This window comes from Mesorhizobium waimense, assembly GCF_003601975.1.
GTDB lineage: Bacteria > Pseudomonadota > Alphaproteobacteria > Rhizobiales > Rhizobiaceae > Mesorhizobium > Mesorhizobium waimense.
Window position 1 is genome coordinate 224,338 of sequence record NZ_QZWZ01000003.1, and the last position, 16,419, is coordinate 240,756.

The 16,419-nt window shown below is 64.4% G+C and carries 14 protein-coding genes; 8 read left to right on the forward strand and 6 right to left on the reverse strand.

The features are described 5' to 3' along the window. Positions 1-17: 17 nt before the first annotated feature. Complete coding sequence (locus D3227_RS06205; protein WP_120013237.1) at positions 18-1,292, reverse strand: NAD(P)/FAD-dependent oxidoreductase; 1,275 nt, start codon at positions 1,290-1,292, stop codon at positions 18-20. Between the two features lie 16 nt (positions 1,293-1,308). After that, positions 1,309-1,977 (reverse strand): haloacid dehalogenase type II, encoded by a 669-nt coding sequence (locus D3227_RS06210; protein ID WP_120013238.1) that lies wholly within the window; start codon positions 1,975-1,977, stop codon positions 1,309-1,311. Positions 1,978-2,296: 319 nt separating this feature from the next. Between D3227_RS06210 and D3227_RS06215 the strand changes: the two genes are divergently transcribed. The 7 genes from D3227_RS06215 (at position 2,297) to D3227_RS06245 (ending at position 10,697) form a co-directional block, all read left to right on the forward strand. After that, on the forward strand, positions 2,297-3,136 hold the full coding sequence (locus tag D3227_RS06215; RefSeq protein WP_120013239.1) for a GNAT family N-acetyltransferase: 840 nt from the start codon (positions 2,297-2,299) through the stop codon (positions 3,134-3,136). Between the two features lie 14 nt (positions 3,137-3,150). Continuing rightward, on the forward strand, positions 3,151-4,524 hold the full coding sequence (locus D3227_RS06220) for an aspartate aminotransferase family protein (protein WP_120013240.1): 1,374 nt from the start codon (positions 3,151-3,153) through the stop codon (positions 4,522-4,524). Positions 4,525-4,792: 268 nt separating this feature from the next. After that, on the forward strand, positions 4,793-5,485 hold the full coding sequence (locus tag D3227_RS06225) for an HAD-IA family hydrolase (protein WP_425374480.1): 693 nt from the start codon (positions 4,793-4,795) through the stop codon (positions 5,483-5,485). Between the two features lie 64 nt (positions 5,486-5,549). After that, the gene (locus tag D3227_RS06230; protein WP_120013242.1) at positions 5,550-7,160 is read left to right on the forward strand and encodes an ABC transporter substrate-binding protein; all 1,611 of its coding nucleotides are present in this window, start codon (positions 5,550-5,552) and stop codon (positions 7,158-7,160) included. 86 nt (positions 7,161-7,246) lie between these two features. Next, on the forward strand, positions 7,247-8,197 hold the full coding sequence (locus D3227_RS06235) for an ABC transporter permease (protein ID WP_120013243.1): 951 nt from the start codon (positions 7,247-7,249) through the stop codon (positions 8,195-8,197). Beyond that, positions 8,194-9,045 carry an ABC transporter permease gene (locus D3227_RS06240; protein WP_120013244.1) on the forward strand — a complete coding sequence of 284 codons (852 nt, stop codon included), beginning with the start codon at positions 8,194-8,196 and terminating at the stop codon, positions 9,043-9,045. The genes D3227_RS06235 and D3227_RS06240 overlap by 4 nt, the downstream gene beginning before the upstream one ends. Further along, positions 9,042-10,697 (forward strand): ABC transporter ATP-binding protein, encoded by a 1,656-nt coding sequence (locus tag D3227_RS06245; protein WP_120013245.1) that lies wholly within the window; start codon positions 9,042-9,044, stop codon positions 10,695-10,697. Before D3227_RS06240 ends, D3227_RS06245 begins: the two co-directional genes overlap by 4 nt. Here D3227_RS06245 and D3227_RS06250 read toward each other — a convergent pair whose 3' ends face one another. Continuing rightward, complete coding sequence (locus D3227_RS06250) at positions 10,698-11,174, reverse strand: Lrp/AsnC family transcriptional regulator (RefSeq protein ID WP_120013359.1); 477 nt, start codon at positions 11,172-11,174, stop codon at positions 10,698-10,700. Positions 11,175-11,398: 224 nt separating this feature from the next. Here D3227_RS06250 and D3227_RS06255 point away from each other — a divergent pair, with 224 nt between their 5' ends. After that, the gene (locus D3227_RS06255; protein ID WP_120013246.1) at positions 11,399-12,724 is read left to right on the forward strand and encodes an NAD(P)/FAD-dependent oxidoreductase; all 1,326 of its coding nucleotides are present in this window, start codon (positions 11,399-11,401) and stop codon (positions 12,722-12,724) included. Between the two features lie 43 nt (positions 12,725-12,767). On the opposite strand, the gene D3227_RS06260 is transcribed toward D3227_RS06255, so the two are convergent. From D3227_RS06260 to D3227_RS06270, 3 genes are read right to left on the reverse strand one after another with little or no spacing between them, the layout of a single operon-like run. Then, a complete protein-coding gene (locus D3227_RS06260) occupies positions 12,768-14,135 on the reverse strand; it encodes an FAD/NAD(P)-dependent oxidoreductase (RefSeq protein ID WP_120013247.1) in 1,368 nt (455 codons plus the stop codon). After that, positions 14,132-14,434 (reverse strand): (2Fe-2S)-binding protein, encoded by a 303-nt coding sequence (locus tag D3227_RS06265; protein ID WP_120013248.1) that lies wholly within the window; start codon positions 14,432-14,434, stop codon positions 14,132-14,134. The genes D3227_RS06260 and D3227_RS06265 overlap by 4 nt, the downstream gene beginning before the upstream one ends. Then, positions 14,431-16,416 carry a hydantoinase B/oxoprolinase family protein gene (locus tag D3227_RS06270; RefSeq protein ID WP_120013249.1) on the reverse strand — a complete coding sequence of 662 codons (1,986 nt, stop codon included), beginning with the start codon at positions 16,414-16,416 and terminating at the stop codon, positions 14,431-14,433. The genes D3227_RS06265 and D3227_RS06270 overlap by 4 nt, the downstream gene beginning before the upstream one ends. Positions 16,417-16,419 lie beyond the last annotated feature (3 nt).

Consider the following 16,419-nt stretch of genomic DNA (forward strand, 5'->3'; position numbering starts at 1 on the left):
CCCTGCTGGATCGACGATCATTGAATCCGGTCGAGCGCCTTGTAGTAGAGGCCGACCATCGGCAGGAACCAGGGCTTGCCGGAATAGCCGGGAATGGAAGGCCAATCGAGCCCCTTCATCGGATTGCGGTCCTCGCGGCCGAGCATGGCATCGGCCAGGATCATGCCGAGATGGGTGGAAAGCTGTGCGCCGTGGCCGGAATAGCCCATCGCGTACCAGACACCGTCGTGGTAGCCGGCCCGAGGGAAGCGGTCCTTGGTCATGTCGACCAGCCCACCCCAGCAATAGTCGATCTCGACCTTGGCGAGTTGCGGGAAGATCGCCGCGAGGCCCGCTTGCAATATCTGTCCGCTCCTGGCATCGGAGCGCTGGTCCGATGTCGCAGAGAAGCGTGCGCGGCCGCCAAAGATCAGGCGCCTGTCCGGCGAAAGCCGGAAGTAGTTGCCGATGTTCATTGAGGTTACGCATGTCCGGTTGCCGGGCATGGTCGCGGCGATCTCAGTGTCGCTCAACGGCCGCGTGGCGATGATGAAGCTACCGACCGAAATGATCCTGCGGCGGAAGTAACTGAAATTCGGCGTGGTGTAGGCGCCGGTCGCCACCAGCACATTATCGGCACTGATCCGGCCTTGGGAGGTAGTCAGCTCATGCCTGCCACCGGCCTGCTTGCGGTCGGTCACAGCCACGTTCTCGTGGATCACCGCACCGTGGCGGGCGGCGGCCGTGGCCAAGCCTGCCACATAGCGGCCCATATGCATCATGGCGCTCTTCTTCGACAGCATCGCGCCATAGAAGGGCGAGCCAATCTCGGATCTGAGATCGGCCGCAGACAGCAGTGCCGTATCCGGATCCACTTCCGCATGAAGGGCTTCGAAGTTGCGGGCGATCGCTTCGAAATGCTGCGGCTTGGAGGCGAGCTTCAGCTTGCCGGCGCGGCGGAAATTGCAGTCGATGCCTTCCTCGGCGACCAGAGCTTCGATGGTGTCGACGGAGTCGTCCAGCGCCCGGTAGAGCGCGATCGCCCGTTCCTTGCCGAGCTCCGCCTTGGCCGAAAGGTAGCTGTGGGCGAGGCCGTTATTCAGGTGCCCGCCATTGCGACCGGATGCGCCCCAGCCCACCCGCTCCGCTTCCAGCACTGCCACCTTCGCGCCGGCCTTCGCCAGTTGCCGCGCCGCGGCGAGACCGGTGAAGCCGCCGCCGATGATGGCGGCATCGTAGTGCCCCTGGACCGGGCCTTGCGCCCCGCCGGTAAAGACAGGGGCGGTGTCGTGCCAGTAGGAGACCAGTTTCATCGGCAATCCGCCTGTTTCAGAGACCGACCACGCCTGGAAGACCCGAAATGTCGGCGATCTCGACATAGCCGTAGTAGGGGTTGGCGGGTTCGTGGCCACGGTTGACCCAAACCTTGTTCTTGATGCCGAGGTCATGTGCCGACATCAGGTCGTAGCGGAACGAAGACGAGCAGTGAAGGATGTCCTGCGGTCCGCAGCCAAGCATGTCGAACATGTATTCGAAGGCTCTGAAGCGAGGCTTGTAGGCCTGCGCCTGCTCGGCCGTGTAGACGGCATGGAACGGCGCGCCGAGCTTCTCGACATTGGACATGATCTGCGCGTTCATGGCGTTGGAGAGGATGACCAGCGGAATTTCCTTGGCGACCTTGGCAAGGCCGGCCGGCACGTCGGCGTGAGGCCCCCAGCTCGGGACACGCTCATAGACCATCCTGGCGTCGTCGGGGCTGAAGGCGACGCCGTTGCGCTTGCAGGCGCGCTCGAGCGCATTGTGGACGACGTCGGCATAGGGCTTCCAGTCGCCCATGATCTCGTCGAGCCGATACGCCGCGAAGTTCTTGATGAACTCCTGCATGCGCGGCTCGTCGAGCCGGCTGCCATATAGGTCGCGCGCCGCTTCCGCCATCTGGAAAAAGGTCAACGTGCCGTAGCAGTCGAAGGTGATGTATTTGGGCCTGAAGGAAGCCATGTCCGTCGATCTCCGGTGGAAGCACATCCGCATTGGGATGTATTTCATCATATGCCGGTAGGCGGCGAGCCACCTGCCCGAAATGGGCCTTTCGAAAGCAGAAAGTTCCGTATCCGGCGTCCGGTTTGGCACGCTGTAGCATCTTGCTGGTCGATACCCGCGCCGCGCGCGCCGTGAAGCGCATCCGCCGGGGACAGCACCAGCAGAAGATGCGGCGCATCGCCCGCGCTACGGCGAAAGATACCGCCGCAATCGAAGTCTTCAGACGATCTGTGGCGCGGCGATGGTCGAGACTTGAGCGCAGACGGAAGGACGCCTCATGCAGCAGGAAGAGATCGAAATCCGGGACTTCGGACCGGACCATATCGAGGGCGCCGTGGCGCTTTCTCGTCAGGAGAATTGGCCGCATCGTGCGCAAGACTGGCAGATGGCTCTGCAGCTCTCGAGGGGCGCGGTCGCGATAAGCGACCAGGGTCGGCTCACCGGGACCATTCTGGTAACGCCCTACGGCGCGGATTGCGCCATGATCAACATGGTGATCGTCGATAGGAACGAGCGTGGCAAGGGGCTGGCGCGCCGGTTAATGGAAAAGGCTTTCGCCCTTGCCGAGGACCGTCCGCTGCGGCTCGTCGCGACGGCGGATGGCATGCCTCTCTATCAGAAACTGGGCTTTGTGCCCTCGGGCACGATCCTGCAGCATCAGGGCAAGGTTGCGGCGCTTGGCGCGCCCGGCGGCGTGGAAGCAGCAGGCTCGGACGATGTTTTGGAAATCAAGGCGCTGGACCGCGATGCTTATGGCGCCGACCGTGAAGCTTTGATCAATGCGCTGGCGGAGCGCGGTGAGTTCGCGGTCATCCGCCGCGACGGCGCCATCGAGGGCTATGCCGCAATCCGCCCGTTCGGACGCGGCGAGGTGATCGGTCCGGTCATCGCGGGAAGCGCCGTTGACGCCAGGGCTCTTGTTAGTTTCTTCGCCGCAAACCGTCCCGGCGCCTTCCTGCGCGTGGACACTGACAGCAGGAGCGGCATTGCCGACTGGCTCACGGAAATCGGCCTCGCCCATGTCGGCGGCGGCGTGGCCATGGACCGTCCGTCCAAGAAGGACGCGCAACAGGCCAGGCCAAAAGTTTACGCACTCGCCAACCAGGCGCTCGGTTAGTCCGGAGGACAACAATGCTCGCCAATTCCCTGATCGAACTCGACCGCGCCCATCTCATCCATCCGGTCTCGTCATATCGCGGCCATGAGGCGCTCGGCGTGCGCGTCTTGAAATCGGCGAAGGGCGCGACCGTGACTGATGCGTCCGGCAAGCAACTCGTTGACGGTTTTGCGGGGCTATGGTGCGTCAATGCCGGCTACGGCCACGACAGCATCGTCGAGGCGGCGGCCCGGCAGATGCGCGAGCTTCCCTACGCCACCGCCTATTTCGACCTCGGCTCGGAGCCGGCCATCCGCCTCGCCTCGGAACTGGCCGAGCGGGCGCCTGGAGACCTCAATCACGTCTATTTCACGCTTGGCGGGTCTGACGCGGTCGACAGCACGATCCGTTTCGTCCGCTACTACTGGAACGCCCGGGGCGAGCCACAACGCGACCAGTTCATCTCCATCGAGCAGGGCTATCACGGGTCGTCAGTGGTCGGCGCAGGGCTGACCGCACTGCCCGCCTTTCATGCCGGCTTCGGAATTCCCCTCGAATGGCAGCATAAGATCCCCTCCCCCTATCCCTATCGCAACCCGGTGGGCGAAGACGGGAACGCGATCATTGCCGCGTCGCTCGCCGCGCTGAAGGCCAAGATCGAGGAGATCGGACCGGACCGGGTTGCCGCCTTCTATGCCGAGCCGATCCAGGGCTCGGGCGGTGTCATTGTCCCGCCGAAAGGTTGGATCAAGGCGACGCGCGAACTCTGCCGGGAGTACGGCATCCTGTTCATCGCCGACGAAGTGATCACCGGATTCGGTCGCACGGGGCCATTGTTTGCCTGCACGGACGAGGACATCGTTCCCGATTTCATGACGACGGCCAAAGGGCTGACCTCGGGCTATGTTCCCATGGGCGCCGTGTTCATGGCCGATCATGTCTACGACGTCATCGCTGACGGCGCGGGCGCCTCGGCGGTCGGGCACGGCTACACCTATTCGGCCCATCCCGTCAGTGCCGCCGTCGCGCTCGAGGTGTTGAAGCTCTACGAAGATGGCCTTCTGGAGAATGGCATCAAGGCCGGCGTTCGCCTGATGGCCGGGTTGGCAAGCCTCAGAGACCACCCGTTGGTGGGCGAGGTGCGCGGTCGCGGCATGCTAGCCGCACTCGAACTGGTGGTCGACAAGCAGAAGAAGACACCGCTTCCCGCGTCGGCCATGCCGGCGCGGCGGGTCTTCGACAGGGCGTGGGACAACGGCCTCATCATCCGCGCCTTTGCGCACGGGGTAATCGGCTATGCCCCCCCACTCTGCTGCACCGATAGCGACATCGATGCGATCGTCGAGCGCACACGCCGAACGCTTGACCAGACGCTGGACGATCCCGATGTCCGCCAGGCCCTGGCATGAAGGATGACGAATATGTCGTGTCTCGAAATATCGCTGGGGCAGATGATTTCGCAATTTTGTGCCGCAGCCCTGCGCCTTTTCGGCGAATCCAGCGCGGGGGAAGTGCCAGACTGCTTTTAAGACAAGGCCAGAAGGCTCAAATTTCCGGGCTTTTGAAAAGGCCGACGCCCCGGACAGCACGGAATTTTGTTCTGTTCAGCACCATGCAAATTCGGCCGCGCGCACAGGAGATCTAGATTTGGCCAGGGGCTTTAGCGAATTCAAATACATGACCTTCGATGTCGTCGGCACGCTGATCGACTTCGAAGGCGGCATCACGGCCAGCCTGGCAGGGATCGCCGCCGACGCCGGTCTTGCCATCGACGGCGAAGCAGCGCTGGCCCTGTACCGGCAAGCCCGCTATATGCCCGACGCGGGCCTGTTTCCCGACGATCTCGTACGTGTCTACATGGTCATCGCGCCGCAGCTCGGCCTGCCGGCCGAGGAAAAATATGGTGCCCGCCTGCGCGATTCCGCCAGCGCCTGGCAAGGTTTCCCCGACAGCGCAGCGGCATTGGCTGACCTTGCAAGATCCCACAAGCTGATTGCCATGACCAATGCCCGGCGCTGGGCGCTCGACCATTTCGAGAAGCAACTCGGTTCGCCCTTCTTCGCCACCTTCACAGCCGACGACACCGGCACGGAAAAGCCGGACCCGGCCTTCTTCCAGGCAGTCTTCGATTTCGTGGCCTCCCGGGGCGACAGCAAGGACGACATCCTGCACGTCGCGCAAAGCCAGTATCACGACATCGGAATATCGCGGGCGCTCGGCCTGACCAATTGCTGGATCGAGCGCCGGCATGCCCAGAAGGGCTATGGCGGCACGATCGAGCCCGAGCGCTTCACCGTGCCGGACTACCACTTCACCTCGATGGCCGCCTTTGCCGCGGCCGTGCGGGAAAGCCTGAAGGAACGAACCTGAACCCAAGCCCGGAAAGCCGCAGCAAGACGAGCATCCCGACCAAACCAACAGAAAGGGGAATGACATGACCGACAAGATCACCAACTGGACCGGAGCAGACGATGCGATGGTCGAGAACGCGATTCGACGTGGCGCCAGCCGCCGCGAACTCCTCAAGATGCTGCTGGCCGGCGGCGCCGCGGTTGCCGCGGGCAGCATGGTGCTTGGTCGTGCCACTCAAGCCCTCGCCGCCACGCCGGTGTCCGGTGGAAATTTCAAGGCGGCCGGCTGGTCGTCCTCGACCGCCGACACGCTCGATCCGGCAAAGGCGTCGCTTTCCACCGACTATGTGCGCTGTTGCTCGCTCTACAATCGCCTGACGTTCCTCGACAAGGACGGCGTCACGCAGATGGAACTGGCCGAGAGCTTCGACAGCAAGGACGCCAAGACCTGGACCGTGAAGCTGCGCAAGGGCGTCACGTTCCACGACGGCAAGGACCTCACTGCAGAAGACGTTATCTACTCGCTGAAGCGCCATCTCGACAAATCGGTCGGCTCCAAGGTCGCCAAGATCGCCGCGCAGATGACCGGCTTCAAGGCGGTCGACAAGTCGACAGTCGAAATCACCCTGGCCGATCCGAATGCAGACCTTCCGACCATCCTGGCGCTGCACCACTTCATGATCGTGGCGGACGGCACCACCGACTTCTCCAAGGGCAACGGCACCGGCGCCTTCGTGCTGCAAACGTTCGATCCGGGCGTGCGTTCGGTGGTCACCAAGAACAAGAACTACTGGAAGTCGGGCAAGCCCTATCTCGACTCTTTCGAATTCATCGCCATCAGCGACGACAGCGCCCGCGTCAATGCGCTGCTGTCCGGCGACATCAATTTCGCCGCTGCCATCAATCCGCGGGCGATGAAGCTGATCGGAGGCCAGCAGGGCTTCGAACTGTCGAAGACGACCTCGGGCAACTACACGGACCTCAACATCCGGCTCGACATGGATCCAGGCAGCAAGGCCGACTTCGTGGCCGGCATGAAATATCTCGTCAACCGCGAGCAGATCGTCAAATCGGCATTGCGCGGCCTCGGCGAAATCGGCAATGACCAGCCCGTCTCGCCAGCGAACATCTTCCACAATGCCGATCTCAAGCCTAAGGCTTTTGATCCGGACAAGGCGAAGTTCCATTTCCAGAAAGCGGGCCTGCTTGGTCAGTCCATCCCCGTGATTGCCTCCGACGCCGCGACCTCGTCGATCGACATGGCAGTGATCATCCAGGCGGCCGGCGCCGATATCGGCATGAAGCTTGACGTCCAGCGCGTCCCCTCCGACGGCTACTGGGACAATTACTGGCTCAAGGCGCCGGTCCACTTCGGCAACATCAATCCGCGCCCGACGCCTGACATCCTGTTTTCGCTCCTTTACGCTTCCAACGCGCCCTGGAACGAAAGCCAGTACAAGTCCGAGAAGTTCGACAAGTTGATGATCGAAGCGCGCGGCTCGCTCGACCAGGCCAAGCGCAAGGAAATCTACGGCCAGATGCAGACGATGATCTCCGAGGAGGCCGGCACCATCATCCCGGCCTATATTTCCAATGTGGATGCCCTCTCCAGCAAGGTGAAGGGTTTGGAAGCGAACCCGCTCGGTGGCATGATGGGCTACGCGATGGCGGAATACCTTTGGCTCGAAGCCTAAGGGGCGCCAGCCGGGGCCGGTCAACCGGCCCCGGCACTGCATCGCGCAAGATTGTTCGGCCGAACGCAACCGCAGGGAGCGCTTCCATGACGTCTGGGGTTCTAAACCTCGTGCTGAAGCGGCTGGCGGTCGCGGTCGTCACCCTTTTGATCGTCCTGTTCGCCGTGTTTTTCGCCACCAGCATGCTGCCTGGCGACACCGCCTCGATTCTGCTCGGCCAAGCCGCGACTCCCGAGGCGGTCGCCGGCCTGCGCGAGGCCATGCATCTCAACGATCCGGCGATCCTGCGCTTCCTGCGCTGGCTCGTGGGCCTGCTGCACGGCGACCTCGGCACCTCCTATGCCAACGACATGCCGGTCGCGGCGCTGATCGGCGGCCGCTTTATAAACACCATGAAGCTCGCCGGCATCACCACGCTGATCTCAGTGCCGCTGGCGCTGACGCTCGGCATCACTGCCGCGACGTTGCGCGGTTCCGTCTACGACCGCACCGTCACCGTGCTTTCGATCGGGGTCATCTCCGTCCCGGAGTTCATGGTCGCGACCCTCGCGGTCCTGGTCTTCGCCGTCTACCTCAAATGGCTGCCGGCGCTGTCCTCGGTCAACGAGGCGCATTCGCTGACCGATCTTGTGCGCATCTATGCGATGCCCGTGATCACGCTCACCTTCGTCATCTCCGCCCAGATGATCCGCATGACCCGCGCCGCGGTGATAGAAACCCTCTCCACGCCCTATGTCGAGATGGCGCTTCTCAAGGGCGCCTCTCGTAGCCGCATGGTGCTAAGGCACGCGCTTCCAAACGCGCTTGGGCCGATCGTCAACGCGATCGCGCTCTCGCTGTCCTATCTGGTCGGCGGCGTCATCATCGTGGAGACGATCTTCAATTATCCCGGCATCGCCAAGTTGATGGTCGATGCGGTCGCAACCCGCGACCTGCCGCTGATCCAGAGCTGCGCGATGATCTTCTGCCTCGGCTATCTCTTGCTCATCACGGCCGCCGACGTCATCGCCATCATGTCCAATCCGAGGCTCAGATGACAATGGCGCGCGCGGCATCCTCCCGACGGTCCTTGCTTGGCCACAGCTACAACCTGGTCGGCGTCGTGGCCTCGCTGGTTATCCTGGCGTGGACGCTCGTCGCGATCTTCGCGCCCTACATCATTCCCCATCCGATCGGCGACATCATCGACGACGACTATTTCGGGCCGATGCGCCAGGGACTGTGGCTCGGCTCAGACTATCTGGGCCGAGATATGCTCTCGCGGGTTCTGATGGGCGCACGCTACACCGTCGGCATATCGCTTGCGGCCGTCTCCATCGCCTGCTTTTCGGGCGTGGTGCTCGGGATGATAGCGGCCGTCACCGGCGGCTGGCTCGACACCTGCCTCAGCCGCTTCCTGGACGCCATGAACTCCATCCCCAGCAAGCTGTTCGGCCTCGTGGTCGTCGCCGCGGTCGGCTCGTCGATCCCGGTGCTGATCCTGACGCTCGCCGTCATCTACATCCCCGGCGCCTACCGCTTCGCGCGCGCCCTCGCCGTCAACATCAACACCATGGACTTCATCACCGTCGCGCGCGTCCGTGGCGAGAGCACAGTCTATCTCATCGGGTCCGAGATCCTGCCCAACATCATCCGCCCGGTGCTGGCCGACTTCGGCCTGCGCTTCGTCTTCATCGTGCTTTTGCTCTCCGGCCTGTCCTTCCTGGGGCTCGGTCTGCAGCCGCCGCTCGCCGACTGGGGCGCGCTGGTGCGCGAGAACATCGGCGGCCTGCCCTTCGCGGCCCCCGCCGTCATCGTGCCCTCGCTGGCCATCGCCAGCCTCACCATCAGCGTCAACCTGCTGATCGACAACCTGCCGCAGAAGATCAGGGACCGGGACGCATGAGCAATCTCGTCGAGGTCAGGAACCTGAAGATCGAGGCGAAGACCGACTCCGGACGGCTTGTCGAAATTATTAAGGGCATCAGCCTCGACATCGCCGACGGCGAGATCGTCGCCCTGATCGGCGAAAGCGGCTCCGGCAAGACCACGGTGGCGCTTTCACTCATGGGCTATGCGCGCCCCGGCTGCCGGATAACCGGCGGCGAGATCAACGTGAACGGCAAGAACATGGCAGCACTTTCCGAAAAGGAACGTGCCAGGCTGCGCGGCACCGATATCGCCTATGTTCCGCAAAGTGCCGCCGCCTCCTTCAACCCCTCGTCCACGATCATGGAGCAGGTGATCGAAGTCACACGGATCCACAAGCTGATGCCTCCTGAACGGGCGCAAAAGCGCGCAGTCGAACTGTTCAGGGCCTTGTCGCTGCCGGATCCGGAAGGAATCGGCGCCCGCTATCCGCACCAGGTTTCGGGCGGGCAATTGCAGCGGCTGTCGGCGGCCATGGCGCTCATCAGCGATCCCAAGCTGGTCATCTTCGACGAGCCGACGACGGCACTCGATGTGACGACGCAGATCGACGTGCTGAAGGCCTTCAAGTCGGTCATGCGGGCGGGCGGGGTAGCGGGTGTCTATGTTTCCCACGACCTCGCGGTCGTCGCCCAGATCGCCGACCGCATCGTGGTTCTGAAGGGCGGCGAAGTGCAGGAGACCGGCACTACGGCGGCAATCCTTTCGGCTGCCCAACATCCCTACACGCGCGAACTGCTGGCCGCCTTCGAACCGAAGCCGCGGCAAGCGCGCGCGGACGCAGATGCCGGGACAAAGCAACTGCTGCGCATCGACAATGTGACGGCCGGCTATGGCGCGGTGCGAGCTGACGGCCTGCCACTTATCCGCGCGGTCGATTCCGTCAGCCTGGTCGTCGAGAAGGGCCGCAATCTCGGCGTCATCGGCGAATCCGGCTGCGGAAAATCGACACTGGCGCGCGTCATCGCCGGCATCCATCCGGCGGCGGCCGGCGACATCGTCTTCGACGGCAAGGAACTGCAGCGCGCCGCCAGGAAACGCAGCCAGGACCAGCTGCGCGAGATGCAGATCGTGTTCCAGTATGCCGATACCGCGCTCAATCCGGCCAAGCCGGTGGAAGACATCATCTCCCGTCCGCTGGCCTTCTATCACCGGCTCGACAGGCAGGCGCGCTCGAAGCGCGTCGACGAGTTGCTGGATATGGTGCGCCTGCCGAGAACGCTGCGCTACCGACACCCATCGGAGCTCTCGGGTGGCCAGAAGCAGCGCGTGAACTTCGCGCGCGCTCTGGCGGCCGCCCCCAAGCTCATCATCTGCGACGAAATCACCTCGGCCCTCGACACGGTGGTGGCATCCGCCGTGATCGACCTGCTCAAGGAGCTGCAGCGCGAGCTGGGACTCTCCTACATCTTCATCAGCCACGACCTCTCCGTCGTCGAGGCCATCTGCGACGAGATCATGGTCATGTACAATGGGGAGCGGGTGGAGCAGATCACGCCCGACAAGCTGAAGGCGCCCACCCACCCCTATTCCAAGCTTCTATTCTCCTCGGTGCCGAAGCTCGATCCGACCTGGCTCGACGGCCTCGTGCGCGACGCCGAGCTCGTCAGCCAGTACGGCCACCGCTGACTACATCGGAAACAAGCTGGGCAGCGGCATGTGCGCCTTGACTATGGGCGACTTCAGCACCACGAAGCTGAAATATTTGTCGATGCCGATATCCATGTCGGTCAGCCGCTCCATGATCGTCTGGTACTCACCGATGCCAGCGGTCATGAATTTCATCAAGTAGTCGTAGCCGCCCGACACGAGGTGGCATTCGATGACCTGGTCGATCTTCTCGACGACGGCGAGAAAACGGGCAAAGTCGATCTGACGGTGGTTCTTCAAGGTGATTTCGGTGAACACGGTCAGCGTCTGGCCAAGCTTGCCGATGTTGACCTGCGCCGAATAGCCTTCGATATAGCCTTCCGACTGGAGCTTCTTCACCCGCATCAGGCATGGACTCGGCGACAGATGCACCAAATCGGCCAGTTCCACATTGGTGATGCGGCCGTTCTTCTGCAGTTCGTGCAGAATCTTGATGTCGATCCGATCCAGTTTCACGGCCATCTCCACAGAACGCACGCCACAGCACAAAATGCCGCGTTGCCAATCGCCGTCGACACTACCACAGCCCTGTGGCCTGTCCATGCGAGCGAACACTGCTTTGAAACGCAGGGACTCCCGATTTCAACAGGACGGTCGAAATAAAATTCTGCCCCGATCTTAACTGCAGCAGCGGCTGCGTCGGCAACGCGGTAGACTGACGCTTTAAGGCTAAGAGGACCATGCGCGCGCCGCTGCAGCAAATCGAGACGTCCGGCGAACTGCCGCAATCCGCGGACGCAGTGGTGATCGGCGGTGGCATCGTAGGTGTCTTTGCGGCCTACTATCTGGCACGGCGCGGCATGAAGGTCGCACTTGTCGAAAAGGGGCGCATCGGCGCCGAGCAGTCCAGCAGGAACTGGGGGTGGTGCCGCCAGCAGAACCGCGACGCCCGCGAGTTGCCGATGGCAACCTGCAGCCTCGACCTTTGGCAGCGCTTTGCGGCGGAAACCGGCGAGGATACCGGCTTTCGCCGCTGCGGCCTGCTTTATCTCAGCAACGACGAGGCGGAACTGGCCGGTTGGGCGCGCTGGCGTGACTTCGCCAAAACGGCCGGCATCACTACGCATATGCTCGACAGCGTCGAGGCCAGCGAGCGGGGCCGAACCACCGGGCGGACCTGGCGGGGCGGCGTCTTCTCGCCGACCGACGGCACCGCCGATCCGTCGCGGGCCGCACCTGCGGTCGCCCGCGCCATCCTCGAGCTTGGCGGCACCGTACACCAGAATTGCGCCGCGCGCGGCATCGAGACCGAGGGCGGAAGCCTGAGCGGTGTGGTCACGGAGAGCGGAACGATCCGCACGAAGGCGGCAATCCTGGCCGGCGGCGCCTGGGCGTCATCCTTCTGCCATCAGTTCGGCTTTCGTTTTCCGCAGGCGTCGGTCCGCTCCTCCATCCTGTCGGTCTCGCCCGGCGCGGAGGGCCTGCCGGCGGCGCTGCACACGGCACGGATTTCGGTCACGCGTCGCGGCGACGGCGGCTACACGCTCGCCATAAGCGGACGCGGCCGCGTGGACGTGACACCGCAGCAGCTGCGCTTCTCGTCGCAGTTCCTGCCCATGTTCCTGAAGCGGTGGCGAAGCCTCGCGCCTGGCGGCCTGCAAGGCATGCGTTCGGGCCACGAAACACTCCAACGCTGGCGGCTCGACCGGCCGACACCGATGGAGCGGGTGCGCATCCTCGATCCGGTCCCGGATCAGGCGACCATCCGCCTGACCCACGCCCGAGCGCTCGAACTGCTGCCGGCTCTGCGCCAGACCAGGATCAGCGCGGCATGGGCCGGTTACATCGACAGCACGCCGGACGGCGTGCCTGCCATCGGTGAGATCCACACCGTTCCGGGGTTCTTCCTGGCTGCCGGATTTTCGGGACACGGCTTCGGCATCGGGCCCGGCGCCGGGCATCTCGTCGCCGATCTGGTGACCGGATCGGAACCGATCGTCGATGCGAAGTCCTATGATCCACGGCGCTTCGAGGCGTCGGCCTGGGGCAAGGTCGCCGACTTCTAGAGAGCGACAGAATCCCAGCTCCGTTAGCGATGTGATGTTCGCATCAGCCATCTCGAAGAAAAGCAGCGATTGGTGCCGGCCGGACTGGAGCCTGCCCGCGAAACCGGCCTACAGCATCGGGCGCGCAGCCAGCCTGCGCCGCGACGAGTTCGACGGCAGCCAACTGGCAATAGCGCCCCTGGCAACGCCCCATGCCGACGCGTGAGAGGGATTTCATCCTGTTCGCCTCGCCGCCGCCGAAATCCGCGCTCTCGCGCACGGCTTTGGCACTCACGTTTTCGCAGCGGCAGACGATCGCGTCGTCGGGCAGAGCCCGCACCATTTCGTCCGGCCAGGGGAAGGCGCAAGCCAGACCGCGGGCAAAGCGCTCGAGCCGCGCGAGCTTGCGCAGATCGGCGCTGACGGGAGGCGCCGGACGTCCGAGATCGGAAAGGCACGCCACCGCGGCAAGGCGTCCCGCGATCTCCGCGCCGTCCGCTCCAAGCAGACGGACCCCGTCGCCGGCAAGGTACACGCCGTTGCCGGCCCGACCCATCTCATCCGTCTTCGGCAGCCATTGCCGCCACTGCTCGTCATAGATGAAGGCGCATCCTGTCAGATCGGCCAAATGCGTCTCCGCCCGCAGGTGCCAGCCCATGCCGATCATGTCGCAAGGCGTGAGACGTTCCCGGCCGCCGGCATCGCGCCAGCGCAGCGCTGCCACGCCCGAGGTGTTGGCCTCGATCCGCTCCAGCGTCACACCCGCATGATAGCGATCGCCCAGCCTCGCCCGCAGGACCAGGCCGCGCAACGCGACGACCGGCCGGGAGGCAAGCTGCCAGAATGCTTGCAGTTGCTGGCGCCAGGAGGAGGTGTCGAGCACTGCCGCGACATCGGCTCCAGCCTTGACGAGTTGGGCACCGACCAGGGTCAGCAAAGGCCCCGATCCGATCAGGACGATACGCCGCCCGAGGGCCACGCCCTGCGCCTTGAGTGCGATCTGCGCTGCGCCAAGGCTATAGACGCCGGCACTTTGCCAGCCGGGGACAGGCGCGACGCGGTCGGATGCGCCGGTAGCAAGGATCAGGCGGTCATAGCTGATCACCTGCACGCCGCCCTCCCCCAGCACGTGCAGTCGATCCTTATGCGTTGCGATGACGGAGCTACGTGTGCAATGGGTGAGCCGTCCCTCTTCGGCCAACTTGTCGAAGAGCACGTGCAGCGCGCGCGCCTTCGTCGCCTCCGGTCCGTAGAGCTGTTCGGGCGTGCGGGTAAACCCGGCAGGCGGGCGGCGGTAGATCTGCCCGCCCGCGCTATGCCCTTCGTCGATCACCACCGGGTGGAGCCCAGCGTCGACCAGCGTCGCGGCGGCCCTTATGCCGGCGGGACCGGCACCCACGATCGCGATCCGCGGCGCTCGCGTCTCGATCACGGCCAGGTCTCCGGCGGCGTCGTGCGCAGCCGCATGCCCTCGACGACAAGTGTTGTGCACGCGCGCAGACGCGGTCCCTCGTCCTGCCACACCCAACAATCCTGGCACGCTCCCATCAGGCAAAAGCCGACTCGCGGCTCGGGCCCGAACTCGGAGCTTCGTAAGGCGTAGCCTGACGCCAGCATGGCGGTCAGCACGGTGTCGCCGGCAAGCGCGCTTCGCATCTGTCCGTCGAGAACAAACGGCATCTCTGCCCGGTCGCGCTCGGCCAGCCGGACGATGCGGCCAGCGGTGATCATTCCGCGGCTTCTCGCACCGGGTCTGGACGAGGCAGCTCGGGGAAGCGTTCGCATACCGCATCGAAAGCGGCCTGGACGCCCTCCGGTCCGGAGCGCTCCTTCATTCGACGAAAGATCTCCGTCTTGGCGAAGAACCGCCAGTGGATCGGCAAGGCGTCCAGCACGGCGTGGAGCCGATCATAGGCCGCCGGAGTCCACTGCGCTTCGTAGCCTTCGCGCTCCGGGCCGAAATGGAAATGGCTGGCGGATGGCTTATGCCGCGCGCGCAGTTGCTCCGTGGCCTGCTCGTCGACCTCGCCGCCGCGCATGACGACGCCATAGTCGCGCTCGGCCGCTGCCACGGTGACATAGCCGCGCCGCACATCCTGCACGACCCGCCAGGGCTCGCGCAGATGCGGATCGCCGCGCCCGCCGCCTCCGGCGGAGCGGATCTCGAGCACGTCGCCGGGCTGCAGGACCGCCGTGTCGATGTTGCCCAGCCGCCGCTCGTGCTCGGTCCCCGGATTGACGACCATGTCCGACAGGCCGGCCGCCTTGCCGCCCAACACGCCCCAGGGACGGAAGAAGCTGCGGTCCCGGTTGCGCGCCGTGATCCTGGAATCGGGGGCAAAGACGCGGAAGGCCATCTCGGTCGCCAGCCCGCCGCGCCAGCGGCCCGCGCCACCGCTGTCCTGAGCGAGCCCGTATTTCACGAATTCGACCGGGGTCTCGGTCTCGGTGATCTCGATCGGCGTGTTCTTCAGATAGGCCGCGTCGGCGCCCGATCCGTTGGTCCCATCCCGATGCGGCATCGCGCCGCCGCCGCCCACCACGGGGTTCACCGCCGCGATGACGGTTCGGCTGGTCCGTTCGTCCGTGGTCATGACATTGACGATGCAGTTGTTGCCGGCCGGAGCGGCAGGCAGGCGCTCCGACACCGCTTGCGAGAAGGCGCCGAAGATAACCGACCGCAGCCGGGCGCAGGTGAGCGAGCGCATGCCCACGGCAGCGGGGTGGACCGGATTCAGCACGGAGCCTTGAGGCGTGATGCAGGTGAAGGGCCGGGTGAGACCCGTGTTGAGCAGGATCTTCGGGTTGAGCGTGTAGAGCACGTAGTAGACGCCAACTAGCAGCATGGTGTGGCGCGGGTCGCCGCCCGAAGGCACGTTGAGCGAGGAGCCGAGCTGCGGATCGGAGCCGGTGAAGTCGAGCACGGCCTCGTCGCCCCTGATCGTCAGCGTCAGCTTAAGCCGACAGGGATTGGCCTCGACCGAATCCTCGTCGGCATAGTCAGCGAACTCCCATGTGCCGTCAGGCATGGAGCGCAGCACGTCACGCGCCTGCGCTTCCGCATGGTCGAGAAGAGCGGAAACGCCTTCGACGAAACCGGCCTTGCCGAACTTCCTCACCATCGCCTGGATCTTGCGCTCGCCGGTGTTGAGCGCGCCGACCAGCGCCTTGATGTCGCCGATGTTGAGGTCGGGCTTGCGCACATTGGTGCTCATGATCCGCAGGATCGTCTCGTCGAAGACGCCCTCCCTCACCAGCTTCATGGGAGGAAATCGAATCCCTTCCTGATGGATGTCGGTCAGCGCCCGGCTGAGCGAAGCCGGCACTGCCCCGCCCATGTCGGTGTTGTGAATGTGCCCACCAGTCCAGGCGACGATCTCGCCATCGACGAAAACCGGCTTCCACAGATGCGTGTCGGGTGCGTGCGTGGCGACGTGGCCGGAATAGGGATCGTTGGTGAACGCAACGTCCCCCGGCCGGTAGTCGTCGACCATCGCGATCGCACGGTGATACGTAAGTCCCGGATACCAGGTGGCGCCGAGCTCCATCGGCACGGCGAAGGTCGCGCCTGAACGGTCCATCAGCATCACCGTGAAGTCCTGCGTCTCCTTGACGAAGGCGGAGTGCGCGGTGCGGTGCAGCGTGTGGGCCATGTTCTCGGCGGCCGCGCGGGCATGATTCGCCAGAACCTGAAGGTTTGTCCGGTCAAACAAGGC

Bases quoted from the DNA above. Each gene is read 5' to 3' on its own strand.
- D3227_RS06265 (WP_120013248.1), bottom strand. From the start codon at position 14,434: ATGATCACCGCTGGCCGCATCGTCCGGCTGGCCGAGCGCGACCGGGCA.
- D3227_RS06230 (WP_120013242.1), top strand. From the start codon at position 5,550: ATGACCGACAAGATCACCAACTGGACCGGAGCAGACGATGCGATGGTC.
- D3227_RS06245 (WP_120013245.1), top strand. From the start codon at position 9,042: ATGAGCAATCTCGTCGAGGTCAGGAACCTGAAGATCGAGGCGAAGACC.
- D3227_RS06255 (WP_120013246.1), top strand. From the start codon at position 11,399: ATGCGCGCGCCGCTGCAGCAAATCGAGACGTCCGGCGAACTGCCGCAA.
- D3227_RS06235 (WP_120013243.1), top strand. From the start codon at position 7,247: ATGACGTCTGGGGTTCTAAACCTCGTGCTGAAGCGGCTGGCGGTCGCG.
- D3227_RS06225 (WP_425374480.1), top strand. From the start codon at position 4,793: ATGACCTTCGATGTCGTCGGCACGCTGATCGACTTCGAAGGCGGCATC.
- D3227_RS06240 (WP_120013244.1), top strand. From the start codon at position 8,194: ATGACAATGGCGCGCGCGGCATCCTCCCGACGGTCCTTGCTTGGCCAC.
- D3227_RS06205 (WP_120013237.1), bottom strand. From the start codon at position 1,292: ATGAAACTGGTCTCCTACTGGCACGACACCGCCCCTGTCTTTACCGGC.
- D3227_RS06215 (WP_120013239.1), top strand. From the start codon at position 2,297: ATGCAGCAGGAAGAGATCGAAATCCGGGACTTCGGACCGGACCATATC.
- D3227_RS06210 (WP_120013238.1), bottom strand. From the start codon at position 1,977: ATGGCTTCCTTCAGGCCCAAATACATCACCTTCGACTGCTACGGCACG.
- D3227_RS06220 (WP_120013240.1), top strand. From the start codon at position 3,151: ATGCTCGCCAATTCCCTGATCGAACTCGACCGCGCCCATCTCATCCAT.